The 15576-nt window shown below is 60.0% G+C and carries 14 protein-coding genes; 10 read left to right on the top strand and 4 right to left on the bottom strand.

From position 1 onward, the window contains the following. Positions 1–87: 87 nt before the first annotated feature. Positions 88–597, top strand: a complete 510-nt coding sequence (locus ACS4NR_RS07005) for a GNAT family N-acetyltransferase (protein ID WP_346650131.1) — start codon at positions 88–90, stop codon at positions 595–597. A 112-nt stretch (positions 598–709) separates the two neighbouring features. Here the strand turns inward: ACS4NR_RS07005 and ACS4NR_RS07010 are convergent, their stop codons facing one another. Beyond that, on the bottom strand, positions 710–1402 hold the full coding sequence (locus tag ACS4NR_RS07010) for an aspartate/glutamate racemase family protein (protein WP_456019512.1): 693 nt from the start codon (positions 1400–1402) through the stop codon (positions 710–712). 204 nt (positions 1403–1606) lie between these two features. Here ACS4NR_RS07010 and ACS4NR_RS07015 point away from each other — a divergent pair, with 204 nt between their 5' ends. Continuing rightward, positions 1607–2098 (top strand): hypothetical protein, encoded by a 492-nt coding sequence (locus ACS4NR_RS07015; RefSeq protein WP_456019513.1) that lies wholly within the window; start codon positions 1607–1609, stop codon positions 2096–2098. A gap of 130 nt (positions 2099–2228) precedes the next feature. On the opposite strand, the gene ACS4NR_RS07020 is transcribed toward ACS4NR_RS07015, so the two are convergent. Together ACS4NR_RS07020 and ccoN are read right to left on the bottom strand one after the other, a co-directional pair. Beyond that, positions 2229–2447 (bottom strand): hypothetical protein, encoded by a 219-nt coding sequence (locus tag ACS4NR_RS07020; RefSeq protein WP_027613752.1) that lies wholly within the window; start codon positions 2445–2447, stop codon positions 2229–2231. A gap of 18 nt (positions 2448–2465) precedes the next feature. Continuing rightward, positions 2466–3893 carry a cytochrome-c oxidase, cbb3-type subunit I gene (gene ccoN, locus ACS4NR_RS07025; RefSeq protein WP_047294666.1) on the bottom strand — a complete coding sequence of 476 codons (1428 nt, stop codon included), beginning with the start codon at positions 3891–3893 and terminating at the stop codon, positions 2466–2468. A gap of 347 nt (positions 3894–4240) precedes the next feature. Here ccoN and ACS4NR_RS07030 point away from each other — a divergent pair, with 347 nt between their 5' ends. The 4 genes from ACS4NR_RS07030 (at position 4241) to ACS4NR_RS07045 (ending at position 8656) form a co-directional block, all read left to right on the top strand. Then, the gene (locus tag ACS4NR_RS07030; protein ID WP_456019514.1) at positions 4241–5914 is read left to right on the top strand and encodes a nitrite/sulfite reductase; all 1674 of its coding nucleotides are present in this window, start codon (positions 4241–4243) and stop codon (positions 5912–5914) included. Further along, positions 5911–6390: a DUF934 domain-containing protein gene (locus ACS4NR_RS07035; RefSeq protein ID WP_456019515.1), complete on the top strand. Its 480-nt coding sequence runs from the start codon at positions 5911–5913 to the stop codon at positions 6388–6390. The genes ACS4NR_RS07030 and ACS4NR_RS07035 overlap by 4 nt, the downstream gene beginning before the upstream one ends. 285 nt (positions 6391–6675) lie before the next feature. Beyond that, positions 6676–7650 (top strand): hypothetical protein, encoded by a 975-nt coding sequence (locus ACS4NR_RS07040; protein WP_047602174.1) that lies wholly within the window; start codon positions 6676–6678, stop codon positions 7648–7650. A gap of 331 nt (positions 7651–7981) precedes the next feature. Next, positions 7982–8656: a DUF3313 domain-containing protein gene (locus ACS4NR_RS07045; protein ID WP_456019516.1), complete on the top strand. Its 675-nt coding sequence runs from the start codon at positions 7982–7984 to the stop codon at positions 8654–8656. A gap of 54 nt (positions 8657–8710) precedes the next feature. On the opposite strand, the gene ACS4NR_RS07050 is transcribed toward ACS4NR_RS07045, so the two are convergent. Continuing rightward, entirely contained in the window at positions 8711–9136 is a 426-nt protein-coding gene (locus ACS4NR_RS07050) for a YciI family protein (RefSeq protein WP_456019517.1), read from the bottom strand. Between the two features lie 636 nt (positions 9137–9772). Between ACS4NR_RS07050 and ACS4NR_RS07055 the strand changes: the two genes are divergently transcribed. The 4 genes from ACS4NR_RS07055 to ACS4NR_RS07070 all read left to right on the top strand — a co-directional run bounded on the left by ACS4NR_RS07055 (position 9773) and on the right by ACS4NR_RS07070 (position 15564). Beyond that, positions 9773–10249 carry a hypothetical protein gene (locus ACS4NR_RS07055; RefSeq protein WP_123587947.1) on the top strand — a complete coding sequence of 159 codons (477 nt, stop codon included), beginning with the start codon at positions 9773–9775 and terminating at the stop codon, positions 10247–10249. Positions 10250–10482: 233 nt separating this feature from the next. Then, positions 10483–10983, top strand: a complete 501-nt coding sequence (tpx, locus tag ACS4NR_RS07060; protein ID WP_041066982.1) for a thiol peroxidase — start codon at positions 10483–10485, stop codon at positions 10981–10983. Between the two features lie 175 nt (positions 10984–11158). Continuing rightward, on the top strand, positions 11159–12466 hold the full coding sequence (locus ACS4NR_RS07065) for an MdtA/MuxA family multidrug efflux RND transporter periplasmic adaptor subunit (RefSeq protein WP_096797343.1): 1308 nt from the start codon (positions 11159–11161) through the stop codon (positions 12464–12466). After that, on the top strand, positions 12463–15564 hold the full coding sequence (locus ACS4NR_RS07070) for an MdtB/MuxB family multidrug efflux RND transporter permease subunit (protein WP_456019518.1): 3102 nt from the start codon (positions 12463–12465) through the stop codon (positions 15562–15564). The genes ACS4NR_RS07065 and ACS4NR_RS07070 overlap by 4 nt, the downstream gene beginning before the upstream one ends. The last annotated feature ends 12 nt before the right edge of the window (positions 15565–15576 follow it).

Consider the following 15576-nt stretch of genomic DNA (forward strand, 5'->3'; position numbering starts at 1 on the left):
AGCCCGCTCCCACATTTTGATATTCGCCAGCCAGAGGCTCAACGGTTTAGAGTAAGCGGCCACCCCTCGATCCAGGAAGGATCCGCCATGCCCGACCACAACCCCGCCATCACCCTCGAACGCTTCAACGAATCGCATATCGAGGCCGTCACCGCGCTGTACAACGATCCGGCCGTGACCCGGCAAGTGCTGCAGATGCCGTTTCAGTCCACCGAGATCTGGCGTCAACGGCTGCTGGCGGAGAACGAGCGGATGGTCAAACTGGTGGCGCTGCATGAGGGCGCGGTGGTCGGTCATCTTGGGCTGGAAAATTATTCACGAATTCGCCGCGCCCACGCCGGCAGTGTCGGCATGGCGGTCGCTGTGGCGTGGCAGGGCAAAGGTGTCGGGTCGAAATTGCTGGCGGCGGCGCTGGACGTCGCCGACAACTGGATGAACCTGCACCGGGTCGAACTCTCGGTGTACGCCGACAACGAGGCGGCCATCGGTCTCTACCGCAAGTTCGGCTTCGAGAACGAAGGCCTGTTTCGTGACTACGCTGTGCGCGACGGGCAATGGGTCGACACCCTGAGCATGGCCCGTCTGCGTCGTCGATAAGCCAAAAATCCTGTGGGAGCGTGGCTTGCCGGCGAAGAGTCACCGCGGTTTTTCAGGTATTACGCGTCATCGTTCTTCGCGGGCAAGCCACGCTCCCACAGGTTCTGTGAAGTCAGTCATCCACAGCGAACGCCACCGCCGCCTGCGCATGCAGTTCGGTGGTATCGAGCAGGGGCAGGGCGCTGTGTTCGGGTTTGACCAGCAGGCCGATTTCTGTGCAGCCGAGGATGATCGCCTGGGCACCGCGCGCGGTCAGCGTTTCGATCACCCGTTGATAGATTTTGCGTGATTCGTCACTGATGACCCCGACGCACAGTTCGTCGTAGATGATCCGGTGCACGTCCTTGCGCTCGGCGTCGTCCGGCACCAGTACCGTCAGACCCTGTGCAATCAGGCGCTGCTTGAGAAAGTCCTGCTCCATGGTGAACGCCGTGCCGAGCAGACCGACTGTGCGCGCGTCAATGTCCAGTGCTGCCTGCGCCGCCGGCTCGGCAATGTGCAGGAACGGAATGCTGATCGCTGCCTGAATCTGCGCCGCGACCTTGTGCATGGTATTGGTACACAGCACCACGCATTCGGCGCCGCCGGCTTCGAGCCTGCGTGCGGCATCCACCAGAATCGCCGCTGCGTCGTCCCAGCGCCCGGCGTGCTGGGCCTGTTCGACCGGGCCGAAGTCGACGCTGTACATCAGGATTTGCGCCGAGCGCAGCGAGCCGAGTCGGTCACGAACCTGTTGATTGATGAGACGATAATATTCAGCGCTGGATTCCCAGCTCATGCCGCCGATCAGGCCGATGGTGCGCATTGAAATTCCTCGAACAATGGCCCGTATTGGAAAAGTCGGGCTCCGGCCGAGTGTCCATCGGTTCAACGACGGATGCCAGTACAAAGCAACTGTACCGTTGATCCTGTTGCCAAGTGTCCCGGTGCCGGCGATCGAGGTTTAACGTACGCCGGCGCGCCGATCTGTCACTATCGACTATCGCAGGCTCTCCCGAGGAACGTACCGATGAACGACGTACAACAACTGGGCGAAATGCTTCGTCACTATGCCGAGAGTGAAGCGCACAAGAAGCAACTGTTCGAAACCCAGTCACAGGCGTGGGCCAGCCGCATCACCGAGCTGTTCGGCCAGATCCAGCAATGGCTGGAACCGGTGCAGGCACCGAACCTGCTGGAGGTGAGCCGCGAAGCTTACGTCGCGTTCGGGCCGAGCACACCGGTGGAAACCTCGACCTTCAAGACCGAGAAACTGAGCATCGTGATTGCCGGCAAGCCGGTGGAATTCGTGCCAGACGTGATGGGCAGCGCCGGGCAGATTTCCCTGGCGGTGATGGGCCTGACGGCGGCGCGCTACGGCAGCATTTCGCTGGTCGGGCTGCCGAACGGCGAGTGGCAATGGCGCAAGACCAATGGCCTGAAGGATCCGGACACCTTTTTGTTTGATGCGGATTTTCTCGCGCAGCAGCTGCAGAGCCTGATCCCGCGCGACCGCGCCTAGATCTCAGGATTTGCACAAGTCCCCTGTAGGAGTGAGCCTGCTCGCGATAGCGGTATATCAGTCACCATAAAGTTGGCTGAATGACCGCAATCGCGAGCAGGCTCACTCCTACAAAGGGGCGGTGGTGGGGTTACATCTCGAGGTTGATCCACCCCGGTTTCGCCTCTTCCGGCGCCACTGCTTTCACGGTTTTACCGGTGGCCAACTCAACCCGCCGTGCCACCTCCGGATCATCGGCAAACGGCACCATGCTCGCGTCGTCGAGGCTCTCTGAAGTCTGATGGCGCAGGCAGTACTCCACCGCCAGCCACAGAAACACCACTCCCAGCACATTCAAGAAAATATCCATCCTCTGCGGCTCCCTGCCTCAGGCAATCTGCGCCTGGCTGCGCGCCAGCGCCACGTCGGCGACCCGCACCGTGCGCCAGACGTTGTAGGCCATCAGCAGCATGCCGCTGAGGAAGAACACCCCGCCGGCAAAGCGCACGATGAACCCCGGATGACTGGCCTGTAGCGCTTCGACGAACGAGTAAGTCAGCGTGCCGTCCTCGTTGATCGCCCGCCACATCAGGCCCTGAGTGATGCCGTTGACCCACATCGACGCGATGTACAACACGGTGCCGATGGTCGCCAGCCAGAAGTGCAGGTTGATCAGCGGCGTGCTGTACATCTGCTCGCGGCCGAAGACTTTCGGCACCATGTGGTAGGTCGCGCCGAAGGTGATCATCGCCACCCAGCCCAAGGCCCCGGCGTGAACGTGGCCGATGGTCCAGTCGGTGTAGTGGGAGAGGGCGTTGACCGTTTTGATCGCCATCATCGGCCCTTCGAACGTCGACATGCCGTAAAACGCCAGCGATAGGACGAGGAAGCGCAAAATCGGATCGGTGCGCAACTTATGCCAGGCGCCGGACAAGGTCATCATGCCGTTGATCATCCCGCCCCAGCTCGGCGCCAGCAGGATCAGCGACATCGCCATGCCCAGCGACTGCGCCCAGTCCGGTAGCGCGGTGTAGTGCAAGTGGTGCGGGCCGGCCCAGATGTACAGGGTGATCAGCGCCCAGAAATGCACGATCGACAACCGGTACGAATACACCGGGCGGTTGACCTGTTTCGGCACGAAGTAATACATCATTCCGAGGAACCCGGTGGTCAGAAAGAAACCCACCGCGTTATGCCCGTACCACCACTGCACCATGGCGTCGGTGGCCCCGGAATACACCGGATAGGATTTGAACCAGTCCACCGGGATCGACAGGTGATTGACCACGTGCAGCATGGCGATCACCAGAATGAACGCACCGAAAAACCAGTTGCCGACATAGATATGCTTGGTTTTGCGCTGCACCACGGTGGTGAAAAACACGATGGCATACGCGACCCAGACCACTGCCATCCATACTGCGCCGGAGAATTCGATCTCGGCGTATTCCTTGGTGGTGGTGTAGCCCAGCGGCAGGGTGATCAGCATGATCACGATCACCGATTGCCAGCCCCAGAAGGTGAAGGCGGCGAGCTTGTCCGAGTACAGCCGCACCTGGCAGGTGCGCTGCACCGCGTAGTAACTGGCGGCGAATTGCGCGCTGCCGGCGAAACCGAAAATCACCAGGCTGGTGTGCAGTGGCCGCAAGCGGCCGAAGGTGGTCCAGGGCAGGTCGAGGTTCATGTCCGGCCACACCAGTTGCGAGGCGATCCATACCCCCATCGCCATGCCGACCACACCCCAGAAAACCGTCGCGATAACGAATTGGCGGACGACCTTGTAGTTATAAGCCTGTCCGATTGTTGCTGTGCTCATGGTCAGTTCTTCCACGGTTGCAAAGTCTTGCCAGGCCACCCGGTCTGGCACGAGCTGCACTGTAGGAACAGCGCCAGAAACAAAACAGGCTCAGGAATATTTCATTTATACGGATCAGATTGAAGTGCTGTCTGCGGCGTTCTGCCGCGCCCTGATATGGTTTTTATCGTTTCAGGTGAATCTGTTGCGTGCTGCGCTGCTCGTCCATAGTCGGGGAAAATCTGTAGGAGTGAGCCTGCTCGCGATTGCGGTGTGTCAGTCAACAAAGCAGTTGCCTGACACACCGCAATCGCGAGCAGGCTCACTCCTACAGGAATTGCGCACAATTCTGATGAGGTAGCCGCTGCATGTACCAATACGACGATTACGACCGCGCACTGGTGTTCGAGCGCGTTGCGCAATTTCGCGATCAGGTCGAGCGCTTCATGGCCGGCGAATTGAGCGAGGAGGAGTTCCTGCCGCTGCGTCTGCAAAACGGCCTCTACCTGCAAAAGCACGCCTACATGCTGCGGGTGGCGATTCCCTACGGCACCCTGAGTGCCGAACAGATGCGCACGCTGGCGAGCATCGCCGCCGACTACGATCGTGGCTACGGCCACTTCACCACGCGGCAGAACCTGCAATTCAACTGGATCGAACTGGCGCAGGTGCCGGACATCCTTGAGCGCCTGGCGCAGGTCAACATGCATGCGATCCAGACCTCCGGCAACTGCGTGCGCAACATCACCACTGAAGCGTTTGCCGGGGTCGCGGCGGACGAAATGATCGATCCGCGCCCGTTGGCCGAGATCCTGCGGCAATGGTCGACGATCAACCCGGAATTCCTCTTCCTGCCACGCAAGTTCAAGATCGCCATCTGCTCGGCGAAGCAGGACCGTGCGGCGATCATGATGCATGACATCGGCCTGTATCTTTATCCGGGGCGCGACGGGCAGATGCTGTTGCGGGTGATCGTCGGTGGCGGGTTGGGGCGCACGCCGATCCTCGGTCTGCAGATCCGCGAAGGTTTGCCGTGGCAGCATCTGCTGTCCTACGTCGAGGCGATCCTGCGGGTCTACAACCGCCATGGCCGGCGTGACAACAAGTACAAGGCGCGGATCAAGATTCTGGTCAAGGCGCTGGGCATCGAGGCGTTCGCCAAAGAGGTCGAGGAAGAATGGCAACACCTCAAGGACGGCCCGGCGCAGCTGACCGAGGCTGAATATGAGCGGGTCGCCAGTGCCTTCGTGCCGCCGATCTATCACACCCTGGCCGACACCGATCTGGACTTCGGCACGCGCCTTGCCGAAAGCCCGGCGTTCGCCCGTTGGGTCGCGCGCAACGTGCAGCCGCACAAGAAAGCGGGTTACACCAGCGTAGTGCTGTCGACCAAACCGGGTCTGAGTGCACCACCGGGTGATGTCACCGGTCAGCAGATGCTGGCGGTGGCCGACTGGTCGGAGCGCTTCGGTTTCGGCGAGATTCGCATTGCCCACGAACAGAATATCGTCCTGCCCGATGTGCAGAAGTCTGACCTGTATGAACTCTGGCGACTGGCCTGCGAGCGCAATCTGGGCAGCGCCAACGTCGGCCTGCTGACCGACATCATCGCCTGCCCGGGCGGCGATTTCTGTGCGCTGGCCAACGCCAAGTCGATCCCGATTGCCCAAGCGATTCAGGCGCGTTTCGACAACCTCGACTACCTGCACGACCTGGGTGACATCAGCCTGAACATCTCCGGTTGCATGAACGCCTGCGGCCACCACCACATCGGCAATATCGGCATCCTCGGCGTCGATAAGAACGGCAGCGAGTGGTACCAGATCACCCTCGGCGGCGCGCAGGGCAAGCACAGTGCACTGGGCAAGGTCATCGGCCCGTCGTTCAGCGCGACCGAAGTGCCACAGGTGATCGAACGGATCATCGGTACGTTTGTGCGTTACCGCGAAAGCGAGGAGTTGTTTGTCGACACCGTGGCGCGCATTGGCCTCGAGCCGTTCAAGGAGCGGGTCTACCCGAAAGCGCTGGAGGTGTCGGCATGAACAATCTGCTGCGCCTGGAGCAGGGTGTTGCGCGGTTGATCGAAGACGATCCTTGGACACTGATCCGCGAGCCGGAGCAGGTCAGGCCGCAAGGATTGCTGATCCTGCCGCTGGCGCACTGGCTGCAATCGCCTTCGACTCACGCGGTGTGGCTGGGGCCGGACGATGAGGTCGAAAGCGTAGTGCCTTGGCTGGCTTCGCTACCGCTGATTGCCCTGGACTTCCCGAGCTTTCGCGACGGTCGCGCCTACAGTCAGGCGTATCTGCTGCGCAGCCGGTTTGGCTGGGCCGGCGAGTTGCGCGCGATCGGTGATGTGCTGCGTGATCAACTCAGCCATATGCGTCAGTGCGGGTTCGACAGCTTTGCGGTGCGCGAGGACAAATCGGCCGAGGATGCACTCAAGGGCTTGGCCGGCATGAGCGTGCTGTACGGCCGCTCGGTGATCGAACCACGGCCGCTATTCCGCAGACGCTGAAGACTCTGTGGCGAGGGAGCTTGCTCCCGCTGGAGTGCGCAGCACTCCCAAACAGGCATGATGCGATCCGACAGATAAATCGCGTTGTCTGGTTTGGGGCGGCTTCGCCACCCAGCGGGAGCAAGCTCCCTCGCCACAGGTGTCTGGCGTTGCTCGTACAGGGGAAACCCTTACATCCCGCACCATTCCCGGATTTTTCCTTGGGTCGATGCTGGCCTTTTGGTAGAGTCGCCGTCGCCAGCGGGTTTTCGGCTGGACGACGGAACGAAGAAGGGAGTCTGGGTAGTGAGTGCGGGCAAAAAGATTTTGGGCCTCACGGCGTTGCTGTTGATGCTGACGCTGTGGGCCAGTTACTTCTATGTGTTCAAGGAAAACCGCGACGGCCAGTTGGGCGGCGCCGGTGAAAGCACCGCGTGGTGCGGCGCGCCGCCGTCCACCGAAGCGGCGCTGTTGGGCAAGGATCAACTGACCTTGCGCGTCACCAACAACCTGCGCGGCGAGTTCATGCTCAGTGGCTCGCTGGTGGTCTCCGAACGCACCTTCAACCGCTACGATCTGGGCCGCAACGAACTGCGTCTGCGCCTGGAACCGTTGCAGTGGTCGTATGGCGTGACGCCGATCTTCCTCGAACAGGTCAAGGTTCAGCCGCTGAGCCGCAACCTCGCCTCACCGACCAAAAGCGCCTACGCCGAGCTTGAGCCGCGGCCGATCGGCGTCCAGGGCCAAGTCACCGAATTCCCCTTCGACACCTATCGCTACGGCTACAAACCGGTGCTGTATTACCTCAAGGGCAGCGAGCGCATTGACCTGCGCTTCAAGAACATCACCACGCTGATGGACATGTCCAACACCTTCACACCGATCCAGAAGTACAACCGCGTCGAGTACATCAACGAGAAAAACTCGATGATCCGCGACGAGGATTACAAGGCCTACGGCCCCCACGAATGCGCGTTCAGTGTCGAGCGCAAAGGCTCGTTCAAAGTCGTGGTGCTGTTGTTCCTGCTGGTGCTGTGCCTACCGCTGCTGCACGTGTTCTATCGCGACGAGCCGGGGATCGATTTCCTCGCCACGCTGGTGACGATTGCCGTGGTACGGGTGCTGCTGGTGGGGCCGGTGCAGGACTTCCAGTTGTACAACATCGACTTCCTGTTTGGCGCGGCGATCCTGCTGGTAGGCTCGGTGTCGCTGATCAAGGCGATGCGCGCCAACAGTCGGCGGGAGATGGCGTTGAAGAGTGGCGCGACGTCTTCCTGGTAACACCCGGCGCTTGAGATCAACACTGACCCTGTGGGAGCGGGCTTGCTCGCGAATGCGATACATCAATCACCCTTGATGTTGGCTGAGAGAATGCATTCGCGAGCAAGCCCGCTCCCACAAGGGATCAGCGGTTATTTCAGCGCCGGATCCCCCATGTTCATCTTCTTCCAGCCTTAAGTCGTATCTGCATCTGTGGCTCAAATGAGGTTTGCCAAGCCGCGCAGGGTCTCGTATGAATTTTGTGGTTTTGCAACGCAATCTCCGCGCTTTTAGCTATACCTGTAACTCCCCCATACGCAATACATTCAGGCCTTCTGACAGGAGTTACAGCATGAAGCTAGCCGTAATGATGGGCACCCTCTGCATCGCCACCCTTGGCGTGGTGGGTTGCTCCAGCAAAACCGTTGCTCCCGATGAGTATTCCGGCTTTCTCAAGGACTACAGCCAGCTCAAGGAGACCAAATCGCCCTCCGGTGCCGAGGTGATGCGCTGGATCGATCCGAAGGTCGACATCAGCAAGTTCACCAGCGTGTATATCGAGCCGACCCAGCTCTATCCAAAGCCGCAACCGACCGCGAAGATTTCGCAGCAGACCCTCAACGGCATCACTTCCTATTACGACCAGGCGCTCAAGCGTGAAATCAGCAAGGATCTGCCATTGGCCAACGGCCCCGGCCCAGGAGTGATTGTGGTGCGCGCGGCGATTACCGCCGTGAGCAGCAAGACCGAAGGCCTGCAGGTGTATGAAGTGATTCCGGTTGCGCTGGTCGCGGCAGCGGTCAGCACTGCCAGCGGTATCCGTGATCAGGAAACCACTCTGGCCACCGAAGCGGTGTTCCTCGACGGTGCGAGCAACAAGGTGGTGGCGCAAGTGGTGCGCAAAGGCACCGGCAAACCACTGGAAAATGACACCCAGGCGATGAAGGCCAGTGACGTCAAACCGGTGATTGATGGCTGGGCCAATGACATGCATCAGATGTATCTGAAGCTCAAGGCCAGCAAATAAGCACGGGGCCCTGTAGGAGCGGCCCGAGCCTGCGGCAGCTCCAGGGGTAGGGGATTACACGTTTTTCTTCGCTTGCTCGCGAACACGCTCTTCCTGCGCCCGCGCTTCCGGAGTGAACTCGGCACCGAAATCCTCGGCAGAGAAGATCTGGCGGATCTCGATATCCGATTCGCCCGGCATCGGGTTCGGGCAACGCTTGACCCATTCGATGGCTTCTTCCTTCGACTTCACTTCCCAGATCCAGTAGCCGGCCACCAGCTCCTTGGTCTCGATGAACGGGCCGTCGATGACGGTGCGCTTGTCGCCGGAGAAATGCACGCGGACGCCTTTGCTGCTCGGGTGCAGGCCATTGCCGTCGATGAGGATGCCGGCCTTGACCAGTTCTTCGTTGAAATTGCCCATGGCGGTGATCAGCTCTTCACTGGGCATTATGCCGGCTTCGGAATCGGCGCTGGCTTTGACAAGGATCATGAATCGCATGGTGGTTTCTCCAGGGAATGGGGGGATTCACTGCATAGTCGAGCGGGCAGGGCGTGAATCGACAGGTCTCTGAATAAAAGATGCAGTCCGGCGTTTTAACAAACGCAATCCGACACGGTGCAACTGCCAATGCAGGAGCTGCCGCAAGCTGCGATCTTTGCTCCTGTCGTTAAACACCAACATCAAAAAATTACAGCCTTCGGCAGCTCCCAGTGCGTATTTCAATTCAGGATGTTTAAACGTTGTTTCGATTTTGCGGAACGTTCCCACAAGGTATTCAGGTTGTCCGTCGGACGTCGGGTCTCTAGCCTGTGTTCGTCGCTGCCAATTCAGCGACCGGGACTGGAAACCCCGACGGGTATTAGTGGCGCGTACACGCCTTTCATAACGTGTCCTTGCGCACTACGAATGTGTGCACTCCGTTATGGCGGCTGTGCGTGGTGGACCTTCGGGTCGGCCAGCGAGATGCTCATCAACTTCGCTGCCTCGCTGGAAATTTCCCAGCGCAAATCAATGAGATGCAAGGTCTATCTTTCATCGAAAGACAGGCAGCGCGTACGCAAAGTAGTCCGAAGGACGGTATTTTCATGCCTGCGGATTTACAAGCCATGCTCGAAGCGAATACCGAGGCCCCCTATGATAAGAAAAATGTTTACAAATAGACGTCTTGGCCTGTGGCTGGTGGCAGTTTTATCCGTCAATGCGATTTTTTTGGCTTTTCTGATTTTTGGCGATATTGCGAAGGGGCACAATATGAAAATGATCAAAACTAAAGAACCGTTGCTGATTGAAGGGCCAAATGGCGACGAGAATTACTATGTCCTGCCTTTGGGTACTACCCTTTATCACGATAAAAGCTTTCCTGAAGGGCATGACCGTTATGTGGTGTATCTCAATCATAAAGGTGCAATTGCACACGAAGAAGTACCCATGAAGCCTGAGTATGGCGGTTCATTTATAGACCCGCTCTGGCTGGCCAATGTTGATGAGGAAACCTTGAAAGAAATTTTCAAACGGTTTCCGCTCTCCAAAACCGATATTGCCGCTGCTATCAAGGCCAATGAACTAACCAAGGATGATCTAGCCGACATCATCCGATCCATGCCCGACTGACCAATTCTTTTAGCTGTCGGTGAAACGAAGCTGCGATCTTTTGATCTTGATGAAAAGGTAAAGTCAAAAGATCGCAGCCTGCGGCAGCTCCTACCGGGGGGGGGGGTGGGTTGTATACAATTTTTTGCGCAGGCCCCTGACAATTTTCATTCAGGGCATAGGTCGTCGGACAATTTCGTGGTTAACTTCGGCCTCTTGCATGCTCAATAACCACGTTAAGAAGGACTAAAGTCATGGCTCAAGTCACCCTCAAAGGCAACCCGGTTCAAGTCAACGGCCAGTTGCCACAAGCCGGTTCCAAGGCGCCAGCCTTTTCCCTGGTTGCCGGCAATCTGTCAGACGTCACCCTGAAAGACTTTGCCGGCAAGCGCAAAGTGCTGAACATCTTCCCAAGCGTTGATACCCCGACCTGCGCCACCTCCGTGCGCAAGTTCAACGCTCAGGCCAACGAACTGAACAACACCGTGGTGCTGTGCATCTCGGCTGACCTGCCATTCGCCCAAGCCCGTTTCTGCGGCGCCGAAGGCCTGGAGAACGTGCAGAACCTGTCGACCCTGCGCGGTGCCGAGTTCATCGAAAACTACGGCGTAGCGATCGCTGACGGCCCGCTCAAAGGCCTGACCGCCCGCGCGGTGGTGGTGCTGGACGAGAACGACAACGTGCTGCACAGCGAACTGGTCAAGGAAATCGCTGAAGAGCCGAACTACGACGCAGCACTCGCCGTTCTGAAATAAGCGCTTTTACAATTGTTAACGGCCTGGCCCTGTCCAGGCCGTTTTCATTTGTGTATCAGTGTTTTGCCTCACACCTTGAAACGTAAGTTGAAGGTAAATTGCCGGTAAAGCTGCTTTGCTTAAATCCCATCAGTGCTTATCGTTCAGCCTCCCGTAAAAGAAGCCCACGCGCCCAATGGTTAATCAATCCATGCAATCGTCCCCTCGCAATTCCCGTCGCTGGCTGATCAGCCTGCTCGTCCTGTTGGTCATCGCCGTTCTGTGCTGGAAATTCTGGCCCGCCGGTTCGGCCCACAAGGAGGGCGCCGACAAGGCTGCGAGCGGCCATGCCGGACGTTCGGGAATGATGCGGCCGGGCTTCGGCGGCGCGGCCGGGCCGATTCCGGTGCGGGTGGCGCCGGCGGTCACGGGGGACTTCCCGCTGTATTACAAGGCGCTGGGTACGGTGACCGCGCTCAACACCATCAATGTGCGCAGCCGGGTCGGCGGTGAACTGGTGAAGATCAACTTCGAGGAAGGGCAGATGGTCAAGGCCGGCGACCTGCTGGCAGAGATCGATCCGCGTCCGTACCAGAACGCCTTGCTCCAGGCTGAAGGCACCTTGCTGCAGAATCAGGCGCAGTTGAAAAACGCACAGGTCGACGTCGAGCGTTATCGCGGCCTGTACAAGGAAGACAGCATCGCCAAGCAGACCCTGGACACCGCCGAAGCGCTGGTCGGCCAATATCTGGGCACGGTCAAGACCAATCAGGCGGCGGTCAATGACGCCAAGCTCAATCTCGAATTCACCAAGATCCGCGCGCCGATTGCCGGTCGCGTCGGTCTGCGTCAGGTCGACGTCGGCAACCTCGTCGCCGCCAACGACACCACGTTCCTTGCGGTGATCACTCAGACCCAACCGATCAGCGTGGTCTTCACCTTGCCGGAAAACAGCCTCGAAACCGTATTGGCGCGCTACCACAGCGGCGCCAAACTGCCGGCCGAGGCCTGGGATCGCGGCGATACCAAGATCCAGGCCAGCGGCGTGCTGCAAAGCCTCGACAACCAGATCGACGTCGCCACCGGCACCCTGAAATTCAAGGCCCGTTACGATAACCGCGACCAGTCGCTGTTCCCCAATCAGTTCGTCAATGTGCACCTGCTAGCCGACACCCTGAAAGGCGTGGTGCTGGCACCGTCGGCGGCGATTCAGTTCGGCACCAACGGCACTTTCGTTTACGCGTTGGACGGCGACAAGAAAGTCACCATCCGCCAACTGAAGATCGGCGCCAGTGACGGCACCAACACTGTGGTCACCGAAGGCCTCGCGGCGGGTGATCGCGTGGTGCTGGAAGGCACCGACCGCCTCAAGGAAGGCAGCGAAGTCGAAGTGGTCAACGACAGCAATGAGGTGCCGACCACCCCGACCGGGCACCTGCAGGGCAAACCCGCCGCCAGTGCGCCGGACGCTGCCGCGGCTGACAAGGCCAAGAAGGGCGCATGAACATTTCGCGGCTGTTCATCCTCCGTCCGGTAGCCACCACTCTGAGCATGCTGGCCATTATTCTGGCCGGCCTGATTGCCTATCGCCTGCTGCCGGTCTCGGCGTTGCCGCAGGTCGATTACCCGACCATTCGCGTCATGACCCTGTACCCCGGCGCCAGTCCGGACGTGATGACCAGTGCCGTCACCGCGCCGCTCGAACGCCAGTTCGGGCAGATGCCGGGCCTGACGCAAATGGCTTCGACCAGCTCCGGCGGCGCTTCGGTGCTGACCCTGCGTTTCAGCCTCGACATCAACATGGACGTTGCCGAGCAGCAAGTGCAGGCCGCGATCAACGCCGCGACCAATCTGCTGCCGACCGACTTGCCGGCGCCGCCGGTGTACAACAAGGTCAACCCGGCGGATACCCCGGTGCTGACCCTGGCGATCACCTCGAAAACCATGCTCTTGCCCAAACTCAATGACCTGGTCGACACGCGCATGGCGCAGAAGATCGCCCAGATCAGCGGCGTCGGCATGGTCAGCATTGCCGGCGGTCAGCGTCAGGCGGTGCGGATCAAGGTCAACCCGGAAGCCCTCGCGGCGAACAGCCTGAACCTGGAAGACGTGCGCACGCTGATTGGCGCGTCCAACGTCAACCAGCCGAAAGGTAACTTCGACGGCCCGACCCGGGTCTCGATGCTCGATGCCAACGACCAACTGACGTCGCCCAAGGACTACGCCAACCTGATCCTCGCCTACAAGAACGGCGCGCCGTTGCGTCTGAAGGATGTGGCGGAAATCGTCGACGGCGCGGAGAACGAACGTCTCGCCGCGTGGGCCAACCAGAATCAGGCAGTGCTGCTCAATATCCAGCGTCAGCCGGGCGCCAACGTGATCGAGGTGGTCGACCGGATCAAGGCGTTGCTGCCGAGCATCACCGACAACCTGCCGGCCGGCCTCGACGTTACCGTGCTCACCGACCGCACCCAGACCATCCGCGCCTCGGTGACTGACGTGCAGCACGAACTGCTGATCGCCATTGCGCTGGTGGTGATGGTGACGTTCCTGTTTTTGCGGCGTGCCAGCGCGACGATCATCCCGTCGGTGGCGGTGCCGCTGTCGCTGATCGGCACGTTTGGCGTGATGTATCTCGCCGGGTTCTCGGTCAACAATCTGACCTTGATGGCGCTGACCATCGCCACCGGTTTTGTGGTGGACGATGCGATTGTGATGCTGGAAAACATCGCGCGCTTCATCGAGGAGGGCGACAGCCCGATGCAGGCGGCGCTCAAAGGCGCGAAGCAGATCGGCTTCACACTGATTTCCCTGACCCTGTCGCTGATCGCGGTACTGATTCCGCTGCTGTTCATGGCTGACGTGGTCGGGCGGCTGTTCCGCGAGTTCGCCATCACTCTGGCGGTAGCGATCCTGATTTCCCTGGTGGTCTCGCTGACCCTGACGCCGATGATGTGCGCGCGCTTGCTCAAACGTGAGCCGGAAACCCGCGAGCAGGGCCGTTTCTACCGGGCCAGCGGCGCGGTCATCGACTGGATGATCGCCGCCTACGGGCGCAAGTTGCAGTGGGTGCTCAAACACCAGCCGCTGACCCTGTTGGTCGCTATCGGCACGCTGGCGCTGACGGTGTTCCTATATATGGTGGTGCCCAAGGGCTTCTTCCCGGTGCAGGACACCGGGGTGATCCAGGGGATCTCCGAAGCGCCGCAGTCGATTTCCTTCGCGGCCATGGGCGAGCGTCAGCAGGCGCTGGCCAAGGTGATTCTCGAAGATCCGGCGGTGGAGAGCCTGTCGTCCTACATCGGCGTCGACGGCGACAACGCCACGCTCAACAGCGGTCGTCTGTTGATCAACCTCAAGCCCCACGGCCAGCGTGACCTGAGCGCCACCGAAGTGATCGCGCGCCTGCAACCGCAACTGGACAAACTGGTCGGCATCCGCCTGTTCATGCAGCCGGTGCAGGATCTGACCATCGAGGATCGAGTCAGCCGTACCCAGTACCAATTCAGTATGTCCTCGCCGGATTCTGAACTGCTCAGCCAGTGGAGCGGGCGTCTGGTCGAGGCACTGGCCCAGCGTCCGGAGCTGACCGACGTCGCCAGCGATTTGCAGGACAAGGGTTTGCAGGTCTATCTGGTGATCGACCGCGATGCGGCTTCGCGCCTCGGTGTGTCGGTGCAGAACATTACCGATGCGTTGTATGACGCCTTCGGCCAGCGGCAGATCTCGACCATTTACACCCAGGCCAGCCAGTATCGCGTGGTGCTGCAGGCACAGGCCGGGGAGAAGATCGGCCCGGCGGCGCTGGATCAGATTCACGTCAAGACCACTGACGGTGCGCAAGTGCGTCTGTCGAGCCTGGCCCATGTCGAGGAACGTCAGGCGCAACTGGCAATCACCCACATCGGCCAGTTCCCCGCCGTGATGATGTCGTTCAACCTCGCACCCGGCGTGGCGCTGGGGCATGCGGTGGACATCATCGAACAGGTGCAGCAGGACATCGGCATGCCGATTGGCGTGCAGACCCAGTTCCAGGGTGCGGCCGAAGCGTTCCAGGCGTCGTTGTCGAGCACCTTGCTGCTGATTCTGGCGGCGGTGGTGACCATGTACATCGTGCTCGGCGTGCTTTACGAAAGTTACATTCACCCGATCACCATTCTCTCGACCCTGCCGTCGGCGGCGGTGGGAGCCTTGCTCGCGTTGCTGCTCAGCGGCAATGACCTGGGCATGATCGCGATCATCGGCATCATCCTGCTGATCGGTATCGTCAAGAAGAACGCGATCATGATGATCGACTTCGCCCTCGACGCCGAACGCACCCAGGGCATGGCGCCGGAGCAGGCGATCTATCAGGCGGCGCTGCTGCGCTTCCGGCCGATTTTGATGACTACGCTGGCGGCGCTGTTCGGCGCGGTGCCGTTGATGCTCGCCACCGGTTCCGGGGCTGAGTTGCGTCAGCCACTGGGTCTGGTGATGGTCGGCGGCTTGCTGGTGAGCCAGGTGCTGACTCTGTTCACCACGCCGGTGATCTACCTGTACTTCGACCGTCTCGGCCGGCGCTTTGGCAAGACCAATGCTGACCGCGAAGAGGTTTCGGTATGACTGTCCGTACAC

The organism is Pseudomonas sp. JQ36 (assembly GCF_053851495.1).